Here is a 15395-nt window from a genome sequence, read left to right as displayed (position 1 = left end):
GTGGTCGACACGTGCCGATGTTCGGCTGGTTTGGGCGCCTCTGTGGTGCGTGGCCAAAATACCGGCCGGGACCGCTACGATGCGCAGCACGTTTCCCAGTTCACGACGCGAATCAAGGGGTGCGAGACCGGTGGCGGGTAAAGACCGCAAGAAGGAGCTGGCGCGGCAGCGCTACGAGCGCCAGTTGCAGCGCCGCGCGATCCGGCAGGCCAGGGCCCGCCGGATGAAGATCATTGGGACGGTCATCGCCGTCGTCGTGATCGCGGGGGGCAGCGGGGCCATCGCCTTCGCCATGAACGGGCCGGCGAAGAAGAAGACCACGGCCGCCGCGGCGTCGTCGACGCCGGCCGCCACGCCGAGCCCCGCGGCCAGTGTTTCGGCCAAGCCGGGGCAATGCGCCTACCAGCCTTTGCCCGCCGCGGCGGCTCAGGGTGCGAAGAACGTCGGCAAGCCTCCGGCGAAGCCCGTCAAGGGCACCTACCGAATGACGCTCGACACCAGCCTCGGCACGATCGTCGCCAGTGTGGACGGCACCAAGGCCAAGTGCACGGTGAACTCGTTCAAGTATCTGGCGAGCAAGAAATTCTTCAACAACACCAAATGTCATCGGCTGGTCACCGAGGGTATCAAGGTGTTGCAATGCGGCGACCCCACCGGAACGGGAACGGGCGGCCCCTCCTACGGCTTCGGGAATGAGAACGTCCCCAAGGCCGCCAAGTCCGGCCAGGCCACGTACAAGCGCGGCGTCATCGCGATGGCGCACAGCGACGCTCCGAACAGCAACGGGAGCCAGTTCTTCATCGTCTACGGCGATTCTCCGCTGCCCGCCGACTACACCGTCTTCGGTCAGATCACTCAGGGAATGGACATCGTCGACTCCGTCGCCAAGGCCGGCGCGGAACCCGCCGACCAAGCCGGGAACACCGCCCCAAAGAAGAAAATCGAAATAAAAGACCTCACCGTCGCGAAGATGTAGCAATGCGATTGGCTAGGGTGGCCTGCGGGAGCGCTACTCCCATGGTCGTTCATCATGGTGGGCCCGGTGTGTGAGGGGACGCTCCGGGCTCTGACACAGGAGGCAGCGGTGTGCAGCGCCACCGAACCCTTGGGGAGTCCCGCGGCAGCCGGGCGGGACGTCGTGAAGGCCGTATGGCGGCTCACGGCGGCCACGCCACTGACCTGGGAGGGCGGTCGTGAGCACTGATCCGTGGGGCCGGGTGGACGAGGACGGGACCGTCTACGTACGCACGGCGGACGGGGAACGCACGGTCGGATCCTGGCAGGCCGGTGCGCCCGAGGAGGCCCTGGCCTACTTCCGGCGCAAGTACGACGCCCTGGTCACCGAGGTCGATCTGCTCGAGCAGCGGATCAAGACGACCGATCTGGCGGCCGCCCAGGCGGAGCACACCATCGCCCGCCTCCGTGAGTCCGTGACCGAGGCGCACGCCGTCGGTGACCTGGACGGGCTCGGCCGCCGGCTCGACGGTCTCACCTCACTGCTGGGCGAACGCCGCGAGCAGCTCAAGGTCGCTCGCGACCAGGCGCGCGTCCAGGCCCGCGAGGTCAAGGAGCGCATCGTCGCCGAGGCCGAGCGGATCTCGGCCGAGGAGACGCACTGGAAGAACGGCGGCGAGCGGCTGCGTCAGCTGGTCGAGGAGTGGAAGGCCGCCGAGCGGGTCGACCGCCCCACCGAGACGGCACTGTGGAAGCGCCTGTCCTCGGCACGCAACTCCTTCACCAAGCGTCGCAAGGCCTACTTCTCCAACCTCGAGGGCGAGCGCGAGCAGGCACGGTCGGAAAAGGAGCGCCTGGTCGCGGAGGCCGAGGCGCTGTCCGGCTCGACCGACTGGGGACCGACCGCCGCCGCGTACCGCGAGCTGATGCGCCAGTGGAAGCTGGCCGGTCGCGCTTCCCGTGATGCCGAAGAGGACCTGTGGGCCCGGTTCAAGGGCGCTCAGGACATGTTCTTCACGGCCCGTTCGGCGGTCTTCGCCGAGCGCGACGCGGAGTTCCAGGAGCACGCCGAGGCCAAGGAGAAGCTCCTGGCCGAGGCCGAGCGCCTGGTCCCGGTGCGCGACATACGTGCCTCCCGGCAGGCGCTGCGGTCGATCCAGGAGCGCTGGGAGGCCATCGGCATGGTCCCCCGCGACTCACGCGAGCGGCTCGAGGGCCGGCTGCGCAAGATCGAGGAAGCGGTCCGTGGCGCCGAGGAGTCGGAGTGGCGGCGGACCAACCCCGAGGCACGAGCGCGTGCCGAGGCGACCGTCGCGCAGCTGCGCGCCTCGATCGAGCAGCTCGAGACCCGGCTGGAGAAGGCCCGTAACGCCGGACGCGACAAGGACGTCAAGGACAACGAGGAAGCCCTGACGGCACGCCGCGCCTGGCTCGCCGAGGCCGAGCACACCCTGTCCGAGCTTTCCTGAAGGCACCGTCCGCGGAGCCGCAGGCCCTCCGGGTCTGCGGCTTTTCGGCGCTCAGCTGGTGACGCGGTAGACGTCGTAGACGCCGTCGACCGAACGCACGGCCTTGAGGACGTGGCCCAGGTGCTTGGGGTCGCCCATCTCGAAGCTGAACCGGCTCACCGCGACGCGGTCGCGGTTGGTCGCCACCGACGCCGACAGGATGTTGACGTGCTGGTCGGACAGCACGCGGGTGATGTCGGAGAGCAGCCTCGGGCGGTCGAGCGCCTCGACCTGGATGGCCACGAGGAAGACCGAGTCCTCGCCCGGCGACCATTTGACGTCCACCATGCGGTCGGGCTGGGTCTGCAGGTTGGTGACGTTGACGCAGTCGACCCGGTGCACCGAGACGCCGTTGCCGCGCGTGACGAAGCCGACGATCTCATCACCCGGCACCGGGGTGCAACATCGGGACAGGCGTACCCACACGTCCGGGTCGCCGGCGACCACGACGCCGGGGTCGCCCGCCGGGCGGGAGCGGCGCTTGCGGGTCGGGATCGCGGTCTCGGCGAGGTCCTCCGCGGTGTCGCCGCCGAGCACGTCGACGAGCTTGCGCACGATGTTCTGGGCCGAGACGTGGCTCTCGCCGATCGCCGCGTAGAGCGCGGAGACGTCGGCGTAGTGCATGTCGTGCGCCAGCGTCAGCAGGGCCTCACCGGACAGCATGCGCTGGAGCGGGAGGTTCTGCTTGCGCATCGCGCGGGCCAGGGACTCCTTGCCCTGCTCGATCGCGCTCTCCCGGCGCTCCTTGGAGAACCAGTGCTTGATCTTGTTACGGGCGCGGGCGCTCTTGACGAAGTGGAGCCAGTCACGGCTGGGGCCGGCGTCCGGCGACTTGGAGGTGAAGATCTCCACGGTGTCGCCGTTGTCGAGGGTCGACTCCAGCGGGACGAGCCGTCCGTTGACCCGGGCGCCGATCGTGCGGTTGCCCACCTCGGTGTGGATCGCGTACGCGAAGTCCACCGGCGTGGCACCCTGCGGCAGCGCGAGGACCTGCCCCTTCGGGGTGAAGACGAAGACCTCCGAGACCGACAGGTCAAAGCGCAGCGACTCCAGGAACTCGGCCGGGTCGGTGGTCTCCCGCTGCCAGTCGAGGAGCTGCCGCAGCCAGGCCATGTCGCCGGCCTTGCCCGCGCCGGCGGGGGTGCCGCCGCCGTCGCCGACGGTCTCTTCCTTGTACTTCCAGTGGGCCGCGATGCCGTATTCGGCGCGGTTGTGCATGGCGCGCGTGCGGATCTGCAGCTCGACCGGCTTGCCCTCGGGACCGATCACCGTGGTGTGCAGCGATTGGTACATGTTGAACTTCGGCATCGCGATGTAGTCCTTGAACCGGCCGGGGACCGGGTTCCATCGCGCGTGGATGGTGCCGAGAGCGGCATAACAGTCGCGTACGGTGTCGACGAGCACGCGGATGCCGACGAGGTCGTAGATGTCCTCGAAGCTCAGCTCGCGGGCGATCATCTTCTGGTAGATCGAGTAGTAGTGCTTCGGGCGTCCCTTGACGGTCGCCTTGAGCTTGGCCTCGCGCAGGTCCTTGGAGACGTGCTGGATGACGTCCTGGAGGTACACGTCGCGCCGGGGCGCCCGCTCCGACACCAGCCGCGCGATCTCGTCGAACCGCTTGGGGTAGAGCGTCTGGAAGGCGAGGTCCTCCAGCTCCCACTTGAGGGTGTTCATGCCGAGGCGGTGGGCCAGCGGCGCGAAGATCTCCAGCGTCTCGCGTGCCTTGCGCTCCTGCTTGTGCCGCGGCAGGTAACGCAGGGTGCGCATGTTGTGCAGGCGGTCGGCCAGCTTGATCACGAGGACCCGGATGTCGCGGGACATGGCGACGACCATCTTGCGCACGGTCTCGGCCTCGGCCGCCTCGCCGTACTTGACCTTGTCGAGCTTGGTCACCCCGTCGACCAGCGCGGCGATCACGTCGCCGAAGTCGCCCCTCAGCTGGTCGAGGGTGTAGGTGGTGTCCTCGACCGTGTCGTGCAGCAGCGCGGCGCACAGCGTCTCGGTGTTCATGCCGAGCTCGGCGAGGATCGTGGCCACCGCGAGCGGGTGGGTGATGTACGGGTCGCCGCTCTTGCGCTTCTGCTCGCGGTGGTGGTGCGCCGCGACGTCGTAGGCGCGCTCGACAAGGCGCACGTCCGCCTTGGGATGCGTGTTGCGCAGCGTCTTGATCAGGGGTTCGAGTACAGGATTCATGATGGGTCCACGCTGGGCGCCGAGCCGGGAGAGCCGCCGGCGGACCCGGGCGGCCGAGGGCGCAGCCGGGCCTGAGGGAGTCCGATCGCCCTCGTCCGGTGCGGAAGCGTCTGTGCTGTCGGGCGCCGGAAGCGTCTGGGGCGTGATGTGCGGAGTCAGCTCGACATCGGACACGGCATCGGACGCCGCGTTGTCGGTTGACACCACCTCACCGGGCACTCAGCCTCCCCATGCCTGCGTCGGAACACCAGTTTAGCGGCACTGGAATTCCACTCTGCGCCGATCCACCATTCCGGTCCGATCAGTAGAAAAGCCGAGAGCGACCGGGATCGCGCCGTACCCACCGTCCCTCCCCGGGAGGGCGGGTGCCCGGATCGCGGCGGGATGGGACATGATCTTGGTCATGGTTCCTGGTGTCCGACAGCCCGTACGAGCCGTACGACCGATTCCAGGGCATGGGCACCCAGGCCCGCAATCTCATCCTGCTCTTCGGCCTCGCCGTCGTCGTGCTGCTCATCGCGCTGGCCAGGCTGTGACTCAGACGGTGACCATCGCGTGGAGGTCGAGATCGGCCAGCTTCTCGCGGCCGTTCAGGAAGCCCAGCTCCATGAGCACCGACAGCCCGGCGACCTGCGCGCCGGTCCGGCGTACGAGCTCCGCGGTGGCCCTGGCGGTGCCGCCGGTGGCGAGGACGTCGTCGACGATGAGAACCCGCTCCCCCGGCGTGAACGCGTCCTGGTGCACTTCGATCGTCTCGCTGCCGTACTCCAGGTCGTAGCTCTCCGCGTACGTCGACGAGGGCAGCTTGCCCTTCTTGCGTACCGGGACGAACCCGGCGCCGAAGTGGTACGCCACCGGAGCGGCCAGGATGAAACCGCGCGCCTCGACGCCGGCCACCTTGTCGATGGTGCCACGGCCGTAGTGCGCGACGATGGCGTCGATGACGGCCGCGAAGGCGGCGTGGTCGGCGAGCAGCGGAGTGATGTCCTTGAAGGTCACGCCCGGCTTGGGGTAGTCCGGGACGTCCCGGATCCGGTCGATGATCAGCTGCGTCAGGTCGACGGGGCGCCTGGTCACGATCCTCCTTGACAACGCTTCGCCATGGCCGGCGTGGGGAACAGGGGCGGAAGCCCCCGAAGACGGTACACGCTACGGCGGGCGGTACCCCCCGATTTCGGGGGGTACCGCCCGCCGGATGTCGCGCGAGGTCGGTCAGCGCTTCTTCTTGCCGCTCGGCCGGCCCTTGGAGCCCGCACGCCGCGGCTGCTGCCGCGGTCCCTGCTGCACCATGCGGAACCTGCCGGCGCCGACCGAGGTCGTCTCGTCGGTCTCGTCCTCGGCCGGAACCGTGTCCTGGACCTCGTCCTCGCCGCCGTCCGTGACCTCGGCGGGCCCCTGCGGCCCCGCCGCCGTCTTGGACCTGCGCTTGGCGCTGGTCGCCTTGGCCTGCACCCGCTTGGCCAGTGTGCGGTATTTTTCCTGCCGTTCTTGCAGGTCCGCGAGGATCGGCGTGGCGATGCAGATCGAGGAGTAGGCGCCGGCCAGCATGCCGACGAACAGCACGAGCGCCAGGTCCTTGAGCGTGCCCGCACCCAGGACTCCGGCCCCGATGAACAGCAGTCCGGCCACGGGCAGCAGGGCGATCACCGAAGTGTTGATCGACCGGACCAGGGTCTGGTTGAGACCCAGGTTGGCCGCCTGGCTGTAGGTCATGGAGTTCGACGTGGTCAGCGAACGGGTGTTCTCCCGCACCTTGTCGAACACCACCACGGTGTCGTACAGCGAATAACCGAGGATCGTCAGCAGGCCGACCACCGAGGACGGTGTCACCTCGAACTGCACCAGCGAGTAGACACCGATCGTGATGAGGATGTCGTGCGCGAGTGCGATGAGCGCCGCGACCGCCATCCGCCACTCGAACGCGATGGACAGGTAGATCACGATCGCGATCAGGAAGACGATCAGGCCCTCGAGCGCCTTCGAGGAGATGTCCTTGCCCCAGCTGGCACCGACCGTCTGCGGACTGACGTCGTCGGGCTTGGAGAGCGCGAACTCCTTCTGCACCGACCTCTGCACGGCGGCGACGTTGTCGGAGGTGAGGGTCTCGGTCTGCACTCGCCAGCCCGTGCCGGTCTTCTGGACGATCGGGTCTTCCTTGACGACCCCGGAGTTCTTGACCGCGTCACGGGCCTCCGACGTCGTGGCGCCCGGCTTGCCCGGGAACTGGAAGACGGTGCCGCCCTTGAACTCGACGCCGAAGTTGAGGCCGAGGGTGAGCAGCGAGACGATGCTGATGACCAGGATGAGGCCGGAGATGGCATACCAGGTCTTCTGCCGCCCCACGAAGTCCAGGGAGACCTCGCCGCGGTGAAGTCGGCCGCCGATGTTGCCGAGGCGTGACATCAGGCCTCCTTGGTGCTGGTCGGACGGGCGTTGGTACGTCTCTTCGTCGTGCCCAGTGTGCTCGGATCGAGTCCGGAGAACCGGTGACCGCCACCGAAGAACCTCGTCCGCGCCAGGATCGTGACGAGCGGCTTGGTGAAGAAGAACACCACGATCACGTCGATCAGCGTGGTCAGACCCAGCGTGAACGCGAAGCCCTTGACCCCGCCGATGGCGAACCAGTAGAGCAGCAGCGCGGCGATGAACGAGACCGCGTCCGCGACGATGATCGTACGCCGGGCACGGTGCCAGCCTCGCTCGACGGCCGTGCGCAGGCTGCGCCCCTCACGGATCTCATCGCGTAGTCGTTCGAAGAAGACGACGAACGAGTCGGCGGTGATACCGATCGCCACGATCGCACCGGCGATGCCGGCCAGCGACATACGGAAGTCGATGGCCTTGCCGAGAAGCACGATCGACTCATACGTCAGGCAACCGGCGATCACCAGGCTGGAGATCGCGACGAAGCCCAGGCCGCGGTAGTAGAACAGGCAGTAGAGCACGACGAGGCCGAGACCGATCGCGCCCGCGGTCAGGCCCGCGGTGAGCTGGTCCTTGCCGAGGGTCGCCGAGACCGACTCGATCGAGCTCTGGTTGAACTTCAGCGGCAGCGCGCCGTACTTCAGCACGTTCGCCAGGTCGGTGGCCTCCTGCTGCCCGAACTGGCCCTCGATCTGGGCGTTGCCGGAGGTGATGGCCTCCTTGACGCTCGGCCAGGAGTAGACGGTGCCGTCGAGGACGATCGCGAAGTGGTTGCGGGTGTTGTTCTCACCCAGTGCCGCGGCCTTGGAGGTGAAGTCGGCGAACGTCTTCGTGGCGGTGCCGTTGAGGTCGAGGCTGACCGTCCACTGGACCCGGCCGTTCTGCGGGTCCGGCGGCAGTGCCTGCGCCTTGGTGACCTGCTCGCCGGAGATCTGGGTGGGAGCCAGGATGAACTTGTAGTCGCTCTTGTGCGTCTTCGGGTCGGGCCGGGCGCAGATCGCGGCCTGCTTGGTCGCGTTGAGCGTCAGGCCCTGGCCGACGTCGTTGCCGGTGCAGGTGAGCTTGTCGAACTGCGCCTTGACCGCCGGGTCGACGCCGCTGAAGTCCTCGGCGCCGGCCTGCTGCTGCTGTTGCTGTTGTTGTTGCGCCTGGAGCTGCTGCTCGAGCTGCTGTTGCTGCTCGGGAGTCAGCGACTGCGTGGCGCTCGGCGCCGGAGTGGCGGCCTTGCCCGACGGCTTCGTGGTCGGCTTGGGGGTCTCCGCCGTCAGCGCCTGCGCGAGCGCGCGGCCCTTGGGCGTCGGTGACGCCTTGCCCGACGGAGTGGCGCTGCCGGACGGCTTCGGCGACTTGGACGCCTTGCCGGACGGCGTCGGCGTCGGGCTCGCCGGGGGCGGCGTCGGCTGCTGCGGGACGCCCACCGGCTCGGCCACCATCACCTGGCGGAACTCCAGCTTGGCGGTGGTGCCGATCGTCTTGACGACCCGCTCCTGCCCCTGACCGGGGACCTGGACGATGATGACGTTGCTGCCCTGCTTGGTGACCTCCGCCTCGGAGACGCCCAGGCCGTTCACGCGTTCACGCATGATGCTGATCGCCTGGGACATCTCGGAGTCGCCGATCTTGGCGCCGGCCTTCGCGGGCTCCGCCGTGAGCGTCACGGTGGTGCCTCCGGCCAGGTCAAGAGCCAGCTTGGGCGTCTTTGTGCCCTGCCAGAACATCAGGCCCACCAGGGCGACGGCTATCACGAGCAGCGTGAGTAGCACGCGCCCCGGTCTCGAAACGTTTCTGTTTGGCGGAGCCACGGTCGTCTTTCGTCCTTTGTCTGCGGTCAGGCTCTGGTCAGGCTGAAGGCCTCTTGCCGGACTTGTCCTCGTCATCGTTCAACGGCGTGTCCTCCGACTTCTTCCCGGTCGTGCCGGGAAGAGTCTCGGTCTTCGCCTCGACGTCGTCCTGAAGGGTCTCGCGCGCCTTGGGAGCCTCTTCTTCCTGGGCCTCCGTTTCGGCCTGCTCGGGCTCGACGACTTCCTCGTCGTCGGTCTCGTCCTCGTCCTCGATCTCCTCGTCATCGGGGAGCACCTGACCGATGGCCGCCTTGACGAAACGGACCTCGACCCCCGGCGCGATCTCGAGGACGACCGCTTCGTCCTCGACGGCGACGACGTCGGCGAGCATGCCCGCGGTCGTCATGACGCGCTGGCCCGGCTCGATCTGCCGCTGCATCTGCTGCTGCTGCTGTTGACGCCTGCGCTGCGGGCGGAAGAGCAGGAAGTAGAAGACGACACCGATGAGGATCACCGGCAAGAGCGTGACCAGCGGGTTGCTCTTCGAAGCAGCGAGTTGAGTAAGCGCTGTTAGTTCTGTGTTGCCCTGCACGGGGGCATCCTTCCGATATGGGTGTTCAGCCCGCCGCCGACGATTCGCGTGCGAAAGGCGTGTCGCCTGACGACGGCGACAAGCTCCGGAGTGTAAAGGAGTTGACGAAACCCCGCCAACGAGCTGACGACTGAGGTCGCCGGGAAGTTCCTCGTCACTCCTCCGTCACTTCGAAAAGCGTACCTTCAACCGAGAGTGGTGGCGTGATTCCCAGGTACCGCCATGCCGCCGGTGTCGCGATCCGCCCACGGGGGGTGCGCGCGATGAGGCCCTTGCGCACGAGGAACGGCTCGGCCACCACCTCGACCGTCTCCGGTTCCTCCCCCACGGCGACCGCGAGTGTCGAGAGCCCGACGGGTCCGCCGCCGAACTTGCGCATCAGCGCGTCGAGCACCCCGCGGTCGAGCCGGTCCAGGCCCTCGGCGTCGACCTCGTACAACGACAGCGCGTCCTGCGCGATCTGCTCGGTGATGAAGCCGTCGGCGCGTACCTCGGCGTAGTCGCGCACGCGGCGCAGCAGCCGGTTGGCGATCCGCGGCGTGCCGCGCGAGCGTTTGGCGATCTCGGCGCCGCCCGCCTCGTCCATCCGCACGTTGAGCAGCCGCGCCGAGCGCTCGATGATCCGCTCGAGGTCGGCCGGTTCGTAGAAGTCCATGTGCGCGACGAAGCCGAACCGGTCACGCAGCGGCGCCGGCAGCAGTCCCGCCCTGGTGGTGGCGCCGACCAGGGTGAACGGCGCGATGTCGAGCGGGATCGCGGTGGCGCCGGGCCCCTTGCCGACGACGACGTCGACCCGGAAGTCCTCCATCGCGACATAGAGCATCTCCTCGGCGGGCCGCGCCATCCGGTGGATCTCGTCGAGGAACAGCACCTCGCCCTCGGACAGCGTGGAGAGCACCGCCGCGAGGTCGCCGGCCCGCTCGATGGCGGGCCCGGAGGAGATCCGCAGCGGCATGCCGAGCTCGCCGGAGATGATCATCGCGAGGGTGGTCTTGCCCAGGCCGGGCGGTCCGGACATCAGCAGATGGTCCGGCGGACGGCCACGCCGCAGGGCGCTGTGCAGGACGAGGGAGAGCTGCTCGCGTACGCGCGCCTGCCCGACGAACTCGTCCAGGCGCTTCGGGCGCAGCGCCGCCTCGATGACCTTCTCCTCGCCGTCGGCGACCGGCGAGACGAAACGGTCCTCGCTCACGACGAGCCTCCCCGGCCCGCGGACAGGGCCCTCACCGGCTCAGCTTCCGCATCGCCATCTTCAGCAGCGCGGCGATGTCGGAGGTGTCCTGGCCCTCGATGTCGGCGGCCACCGCGTCCACCGCCGCCTCTGCGTCACGCGCGGTCCAGCCGAGGTTCGTGAGCCCGGCGTGCACCTGCGCGCGCCACGCGGCGGCGGCGAACGTCGGCATCGGCGTGTCGCCGTCCAGGGGCAGGCCGAGGCGGTCCTTCAGCTCCAGGACGATGCGCTGGGCGCCCTTGCGGCCGATGCCGGGGACCTTCGTCAGGCCGGTGACGTCTTCGGTGGCGACGGCGCGGCGCAGGGCGTTCGGCGTGTGCACGGCCAGCATCGCGAGGGCGAGGCGTGGACCGACACCGCTCGCGGTCTGCAGCAGCTCGAAGACCGTCTTCTCGTCGTCGTCGGCGAAGCCGTAGAGGGTGAGGGAGTCCTCGCGCACGACGAGAGAGGTGGGTACGTGGGCCCGGTCGCCCACCCGCAGGCCGGCGAGCGTGGCCGGCGTGCACAGGACCGACAGGCCGACGCCGCCGACCTCGACCACGGCCCCGTCGGGTCCGGCCGAGGCGACCCGGCCGTTCACGAATGCGATCACTACCGCGTCCTTCCGTCCCTCGTGTCGTGTCCCAATCCGGTCACCCGGGTCCTGGCCGCCTGGAGCTTCGCCTGCGCGCCGCCGCGCCAGACGTGGCAGATGGCCAGCGCGAGCGCGTCGGCGGCGTCGGCCGGCTTCGGCGGCGTGTCCAGCCGCAGCAGCCTGGTCACCATAGTGGTGACCTGGGCCTTGTCGGCGCGGCCGTTGCCGGTGACCGCGGCCTTGGCCTCGCTCGGCGTGTGGAGGGCGACCGGCAGTCCGCGACGCGCGCCGCAGGCGATGGCGATCGCTCCGGCCTGCGCGGTGCCCATGACCGTGGAGACGTTGTGCTGGCTGAACACCCGCTCGACGGCGACCGCGTCGGGGTTCGTCGCGTCGAGCAGCTCCTCGATGCCGCGTTCGAGCCCGATCAGCCGTACGCCGATCTCGTCGCCGGGGCTCGTACGGATCACGCCCACGCTCACGAGCCGCAGCGGCTTTCCGGGGGCACCGTCGACGACGCCCACTCCGCACCTGGTCAGCCCGGGATCGACGCCCAGCACCCGCACGACGACTCCTCTCGGCCCCGAACACGTGTTCGCAGCGAGGCTACTCGGCCGGTGCCTCCCGCGGCCCGGCTCGGCGCGGCGTGTCGCGGTCAGAAGTAGTCCAGCATGTACGGCGTCGTCGCGAAGGCCGCGTCGAGGAGGGCGTCGGCGGCGTCGCCGCCGGTGGCGATGCCGGCGCCGCGCAACGTCGCCATCGGGACGCCCGCGTACAGGGCGGCGAGCCCGCGCGCGGGCAGCCGTGTCGCATCGCGTTCCGCGGGCGCGCGTTCGAGCCGCCCGCTCCCGGCGCCGACCACGAGCCGCCACGAGCCCGCGTTGCCCGGCCGCTGCTCGTCGTCGACGACCAGTGGCACGTCCACGGAGACCGCCGCGGGAAAGCCGCGCGCGGCGACGGCCGCGGGCGCGTCGAGGACCCGCAGCATCCAGGAGACGCGGCGGACCTCGTCCTCGGAGCGGTCGCGGAGCAGCCACAGCATCGGGTCGTCCGGCGCGACGAAGGCCTCGACCGTCTCGGCGATGGAAGACCCGGATCCGACCACGGCCCACAGCGCGCGTGCGGTCTCGGCCGAGCCGGCGACGCAGCGGTGGACCGCGAGCCGCCGGCTGCCGTCCTTCCATCCGTAGGCCAGGAAGCCGTCGTCGGCGAGGTAGGAGTAGACGCGCTCATCGGCCAGGACATCACGCATGAACGGCTCGCCGCGGTCGATCGGCCCGCCGTGCCGTGCGTCGGCGTGCAGGCGCCGCAGCAGCGCGGTGACCTCGGCGGCGTCCGCGGGCCCCGCACGGCGCACCTTGACGGGCCCGCTCGCGAGGGTCCGCAGCGGCCCGGGCGGCAGGGTCAGGAGGTACTGGGCACCCGCGTGCTCGTAGCCGACCGACCGGTAGACCGGCGCGGTCGCCGGGTACAGGGCCGACAGCGGGCGGCCGTCCATCAGGTCGAGGAGCCCGGTGGCGAGGCGCCGGCCGATGCCGCGGCCGCGGTACTCCGGGGCGACGGCGACACCGGCCACGCCGCCCATCGGCACCGCACGGCCGTGCCACCACTGGTCGAACTCATGGAAGTAACCGCACGCGACCATCCGGGGCCCGTCATAGACCCCGAGCATCCGGCGTTCGTCGATGACGCGCCGTGTCCTCGCGTCCTCGCGGCTGGAGGGCCCGAAGGCACGGATCCACAGGTCGTGAACGGCGTCGATCTCGTCTGGATCGGGTACGCGGATCTCCACGAGCGACGACGCTACGGCATACGTGCCTCCCCGCACGCAGGCGGGGAGGCACGCGCGCGTCAGGCGTCGATCTTCTCCATGATCTCGTCGGAGACGTCGAAGTTGGCGAAGACGTTCTGCACGTCGTCGCTGTCCTCCAGGGCCTCGAGCAGGCGGAAGACCTTTTTGGCGTTCTCCTCGTCCAGCGGCACGCTCACGGTGGGCAGGAAGTTGGCCTCGGCGGACTCGTAGTCCACGCCCGCCTCCTGCAGCGCCTTGCGCACGGCCACGAGGTCGGTCGCCTCGCTGATCACCTCGAAGGACTCACCGAGGTCGTTGACCTCCTCGGCACCGGCGTCCAGCACCGCCATCATGACGTCGTCCTCGGTGGTCCCCTCCTTGGGGAGCAGGATGACGCCCTTGCGGTTGAACATGTACGACACCGAGTTGGGGTCCGCGAGCGTCCCGCCGTTGCGGGTCAACGCCGTGCGGACGTCGGAGGCGGCGCGGTTGCGGTTGTCGGTCAGGCACTCGATGAGCACCGCGACACCGCCGGGCCCGTAACCCTCGTACATGATCGTCTGCCACTCGGCGCCGCCGGCCTCCTCACCGGCGCCGCGCTTGCGGGCGCGGTCGATGTTGTCCAGGGGCACGGAGTTCTTGCGGGCCTTCTGGATGGCGTCGTAGAGCGTCGGGTTGCCGTCGGGGTCACCGCCGCCGGTGCGGGCCGCCACCTCGATGTTCTTGATGAGCTTGGCGAAAAGCTTGCCCCGCTTGGCGTCGACCGCCGCCTTCTTGTGCTTTGTCGTCGCCCATTTGGAGTGGCCACTCATCTGATTTATGGGGCGGAGACCCCGGCCGGTGGCCGAAGAGGTAAGCCCCTTCCTCCAATCTCAGAAAGGTCTGTCGTCTGGTGCGCTGCCGCGGCGTGGGCGCGCGGGGACTCCCCTGGACGTGGTCCTCCGAGAGGTCACGACGACCCCTTCACCATCGCGAGGAAGTACTCGTGGATGCGCGGGTCGCCGGTGAGCTCGGGATGGAACGACGTCGCGAAGAGATGGCCCTGCCGGACGGCGACGATCCTACCGGCGGAGTCGCCGGTCGCGGCACGGCCGAGCACCTCGGCCTCGCCTCCCACCGACTCGACCCACGGCGCGCGGATGAAGACCGCGTGGAACGGCGCGTCGAGACCGGTCATCACCACGTCGCTCTCGAAGGAGTCGACCTGGCGGCCGAACGCGTTGCGGCGTACGAGCATGTCGATGCCGCCGATGGTCTCCTGGCCGGCCGCGCCGTCGACGATGCGGTCGGCGAGCATGATCATCCCGGCGCACGAGCCATAGGTGGGCATGCCCTGCTCAACGCGCTTGCGCAGGGGTTCGAGCAGGTCGAAGGTGCGGGCGAGCCGCCACATGGTGGTGGACTCACCACCCGGGATCACCAGGCCGTCGACACGGTCGAGCTCCTCCGGCCTGCGGACGACCGCGGTGCCCGCGCCGCAGGACTCCAGCACACGGAGGTGCTCGCGTACGTCGCCCTGCAGTGCGAGCACGCCGACCGTCGGGACAGCAGTCACGGACCAGCCCTTCGACTCGAGGAATACGGCTTCGAGCTTAGTGGCAGTGACAACACGGGCGGCGCATGCCGATCTTCCCCCGGAATCAGGCGAGCTTGAAGCGGCGCAGCGGCAGCTCCAGGGCGAGGAAGCCGTCGGCGCCGCGCTCGCTGATGTCGCGGCCGAACAGGTATTCCCTCGCCAGGGCCATGCCGTACTCCTCGTAGTCGAACGGCAGTGGCACGTCGCCGGCTCCGCCGTCGATGCCGGCCCAGAACGGCGCCTCGGCCGGCAGCCGGTCGCCCAGGTCGACGACGACACCGTCGTCCGCGGTGACGAACACGTCGCGCCGCGGCCGGTTGTCCTCGTACCAGCGGAACCAGCAGCCCGACACGACGCTGTGCAGCACGAGCACACCGCAGGAGCCGCCCGGCAGCGCCTTGGCGATCTCGTCGGCCAGCGTGCGCGCCTGGTCGTCGATGCCGAACAGGCGCCGATCGCACACGGCCAGCGCGTCGCCGTACGCCCCGACGAACAGCTCGTCCTCATACGGCCAAAGAGCGAAGTCGAGGATCGTGTCGCCGGTCTCGACGACCGAGGACCGCGGGTAGAGCCGCCGGGCCAGCGCGGCGGCGGTCTCCGGATCCTGGGCCAGCCCCGGCCGGAACACCCGACCGGGCTCACCGACGCTCGAACACGCCAACGCGACCGACCAACCCATGGGCGTCGTCCCCTCCTGCGCCCGACGGACGTACCGGCGGCGCCGTCGCTTGTCAGCCGCCGCCCAGAGTAACCCGCCGGTCCGCCGCTGG

General features: G+C 69.4%; 15 protein-coding genes. 3 read left to right on the top strand and 12 right to left on the bottom strand.

Going from position 1 to position 15395, the window contains the following annotated elements:
* Positions 1–130 precede the first annotated feature (130 nt).
* Together FB559_RS34170 and FB559_RS34165 are read left to right on the top strand one after the other, a co-directional pair.
* A complete protein-coding gene (locus FB559_RS34170) occupies positions 131–976 on the top strand; it encodes a peptidylprolyl isomerase (protein ID WP_141961053.1) in 846 nt (281 codons plus the stop codon).
* A 217-nt stretch (positions 977–1193) separates the two neighbouring features.
* Entirely contained in the window at positions 1194–2423 is a 1230-nt protein-coding gene (locus FB559_RS34165; protein WP_141961052.1) for a DUF349 domain-containing protein, read from the top strand.
* A 51-nt stretch (positions 2424–2474) separates the two neighbouring features.
* Here the strand turns inward: FB559_RS34165 and FB559_RS34160 are convergent, their stop codons facing one another.
* On the bottom strand, positions 2475–4655 hold the full coding sequence (locus tag FB559_RS34160) for a RelA/SpoT family protein (protein ID WP_141961051.1): 2181 nt from the start codon (positions 4653–4655) through the stop codon (positions 2475–2477).
* A 413-nt stretch (positions 4656–5068) separates the two neighbouring features.
* Here FB559_RS34160 and FB559_RS46340 point away from each other — a divergent pair, with 413 nt between their 5' ends.
* Positions 5069–5191 carry a hypothetical protein gene (locus tag FB559_RS46340; RefSeq protein WP_281286310.1) on the top strand — a complete coding sequence of 41 codons (123 nt, stop codon included), beginning with the start codon at positions 5069–5071 and terminating at the stop codon, positions 5189–5191.
* 1 nt (position 5192) lies between these two features.
* Here FB559_RS46340 and FB559_RS34155 read toward each other — a convergent pair whose 3' ends face one another.
* The 11 genes from FB559_RS34155 to FB559_RS34105 form a co-directional block, all read right to left on the bottom strand.
* A complete protein-coding gene (locus FB559_RS34155) occupies positions 5193–5732 on the bottom strand; it encodes an adenine phosphoribosyltransferase (protein WP_141961050.1) in 540 nt (179 codons plus the stop codon).
* Between the two features lie 135 nt (positions 5733–5867).
* Positions 5868–7058, bottom strand: coding sequence for a protein translocase subunit SecF (secF, locus tag FB559_RS34150; protein WP_141961049.1), 1191 nt, complete (start codon positions 7056–7058; stop codon positions 5868–5870).
* Entirely contained in the window at positions 7058–8842 is a 1785-nt protein-coding gene (gene secD, locus FB559_RS34145; protein WP_246122300.1) for a protein translocase subunit SecD, read from the bottom strand. Before secD ends, secF begins: the two co-directional genes overlap by 1 nt.
* Before the next feature lie 76 nt (positions 8843–8918).
* Entirely contained in the window at positions 8919–9452 is a 534-nt protein-coding gene (gene yajC, locus FB559_RS34140; RefSeq protein WP_246122298.1) for a preprotein translocase subunit YajC, read from the bottom strand.
* A gap of 154 nt (positions 9453–9606) precedes the next feature.
* Positions 9607–10644 carry a Holliday junction branch migration DNA helicase RuvB gene (ruvB, locus tag FB559_RS34135; protein ID WP_141961047.1) on the bottom strand — a complete coding sequence of 346 codons (1038 nt, stop codon included), beginning with the start codon at positions 10642–10644 and terminating at the stop codon, positions 9607–9609.
* 31 nt (positions 10645–10675) lie between these two features.
* Positions 10676–11275 carry a Holliday junction branch migration protein RuvA gene (ruvA, locus tag FB559_RS34130; RefSeq protein ID WP_141961046.1) on the bottom strand — a complete coding sequence of 200 codons (600 nt, stop codon included), beginning with the start codon at positions 11273–11275 and terminating at the stop codon, positions 10676–10678.
* On the bottom strand, positions 11275–11823 hold the full coding sequence (gene ruvC, locus FB559_RS34125; protein WP_141961045.1) for a crossover junction endodeoxyribonuclease RuvC: 549 nt from the start codon (positions 11821–11823) through the stop codon (positions 11275–11277). The genes ruvA and ruvC overlap by 1 nt, the downstream gene beginning before the upstream one ends.
* 89 nt (positions 11824–11912) lie before the next feature.
* Positions 11913–13049, bottom strand: coding sequence for a GNAT family N-acetyltransferase (locus tag FB559_RS34120; protein WP_141961044.1), 1137 nt, complete (start codon positions 13047–13049; stop codon positions 11913–11915).
* A gap of 59 nt (positions 13050–13108) precedes the next feature.
* Positions 13109–13861 carry a YebC/PmpR family DNA-binding transcriptional regulator gene (locus tag FB559_RS34115; RefSeq protein ID WP_141961043.1) on the bottom strand — a complete coding sequence of 251 codons (753 nt, stop codon included), beginning with the start codon at positions 13859–13861 and terminating at the stop codon, positions 13109–13111.
* 137 nt (positions 13862–13998) lie between these two features.
* The gene (pdxT, locus tag FB559_RS34110) at positions 13999–14604 is read right to left on the bottom strand and encodes a pyridoxal 5'-phosphate synthase glutaminase subunit PdxT (protein WP_141961042.1); all 606 of its coding nucleotides are present in this window, start codon (positions 14602–14604) and stop codon (positions 13999–14001) included.
* Positions 14605–14689: 85 nt separating this feature from the next.
* Positions 14690–15304 carry a DUF6928 family protein gene (locus tag FB559_RS34105; protein WP_141961041.1) on the bottom strand — a complete coding sequence of 205 codons (615 nt, stop codon included), beginning with the start codon at positions 15302–15304 and terminating at the stop codon, positions 14690–14692.
* Positions 15305–15395: the final 91 nt, after the last annotated feature.

Source organism: Actinoallomurus bryophytorum (assembly GCF_006716425.1).
Taxonomy (GTDB): Bacteria; Actinomycetota; Actinomycetes; order Streptosporangiales; family Streptosporangiaceae; genus Actinoallomurus; species Actinoallomurus bryophytorum.
The sequence above is the reverse complement of the archived record's forward strand: the minus strand, read 5'-3'. Positions and strand labels throughout refer to the sequence as shown.

Excerpts from the sequence above, each read along its gene's own strand:
- FB559_RS34160 (WP_141961051.1), bottom strand. The coding sequence starts at position 4,655 with ATGAATCCTGTACTCGAACCCCTGATCAAGACGCTGCGCAACACGCAT.
- secF (WP_141961049.1), bottom strand. The coding sequence starts at position 7,058 with ATGTCACGCCTCGGCAACATCGGCGGCCGACTTCACCGCGGCGAGGTC.
- FB559_RS34115 (WP_141961043.1), bottom strand. The coding sequence starts at position 13,861 with ATGAGTGGCCACTCCAAATGGGCGACGACAAAGCACAAGAAGGCGGCG.
- FB559_RS34105 (WP_141961041.1), bottom strand. The coding sequence starts at position 15,304 with ATGGGTTGGTCGGTCGCGTTGGCGTGTTCGAGCGTCGGTGAGCCCGGT.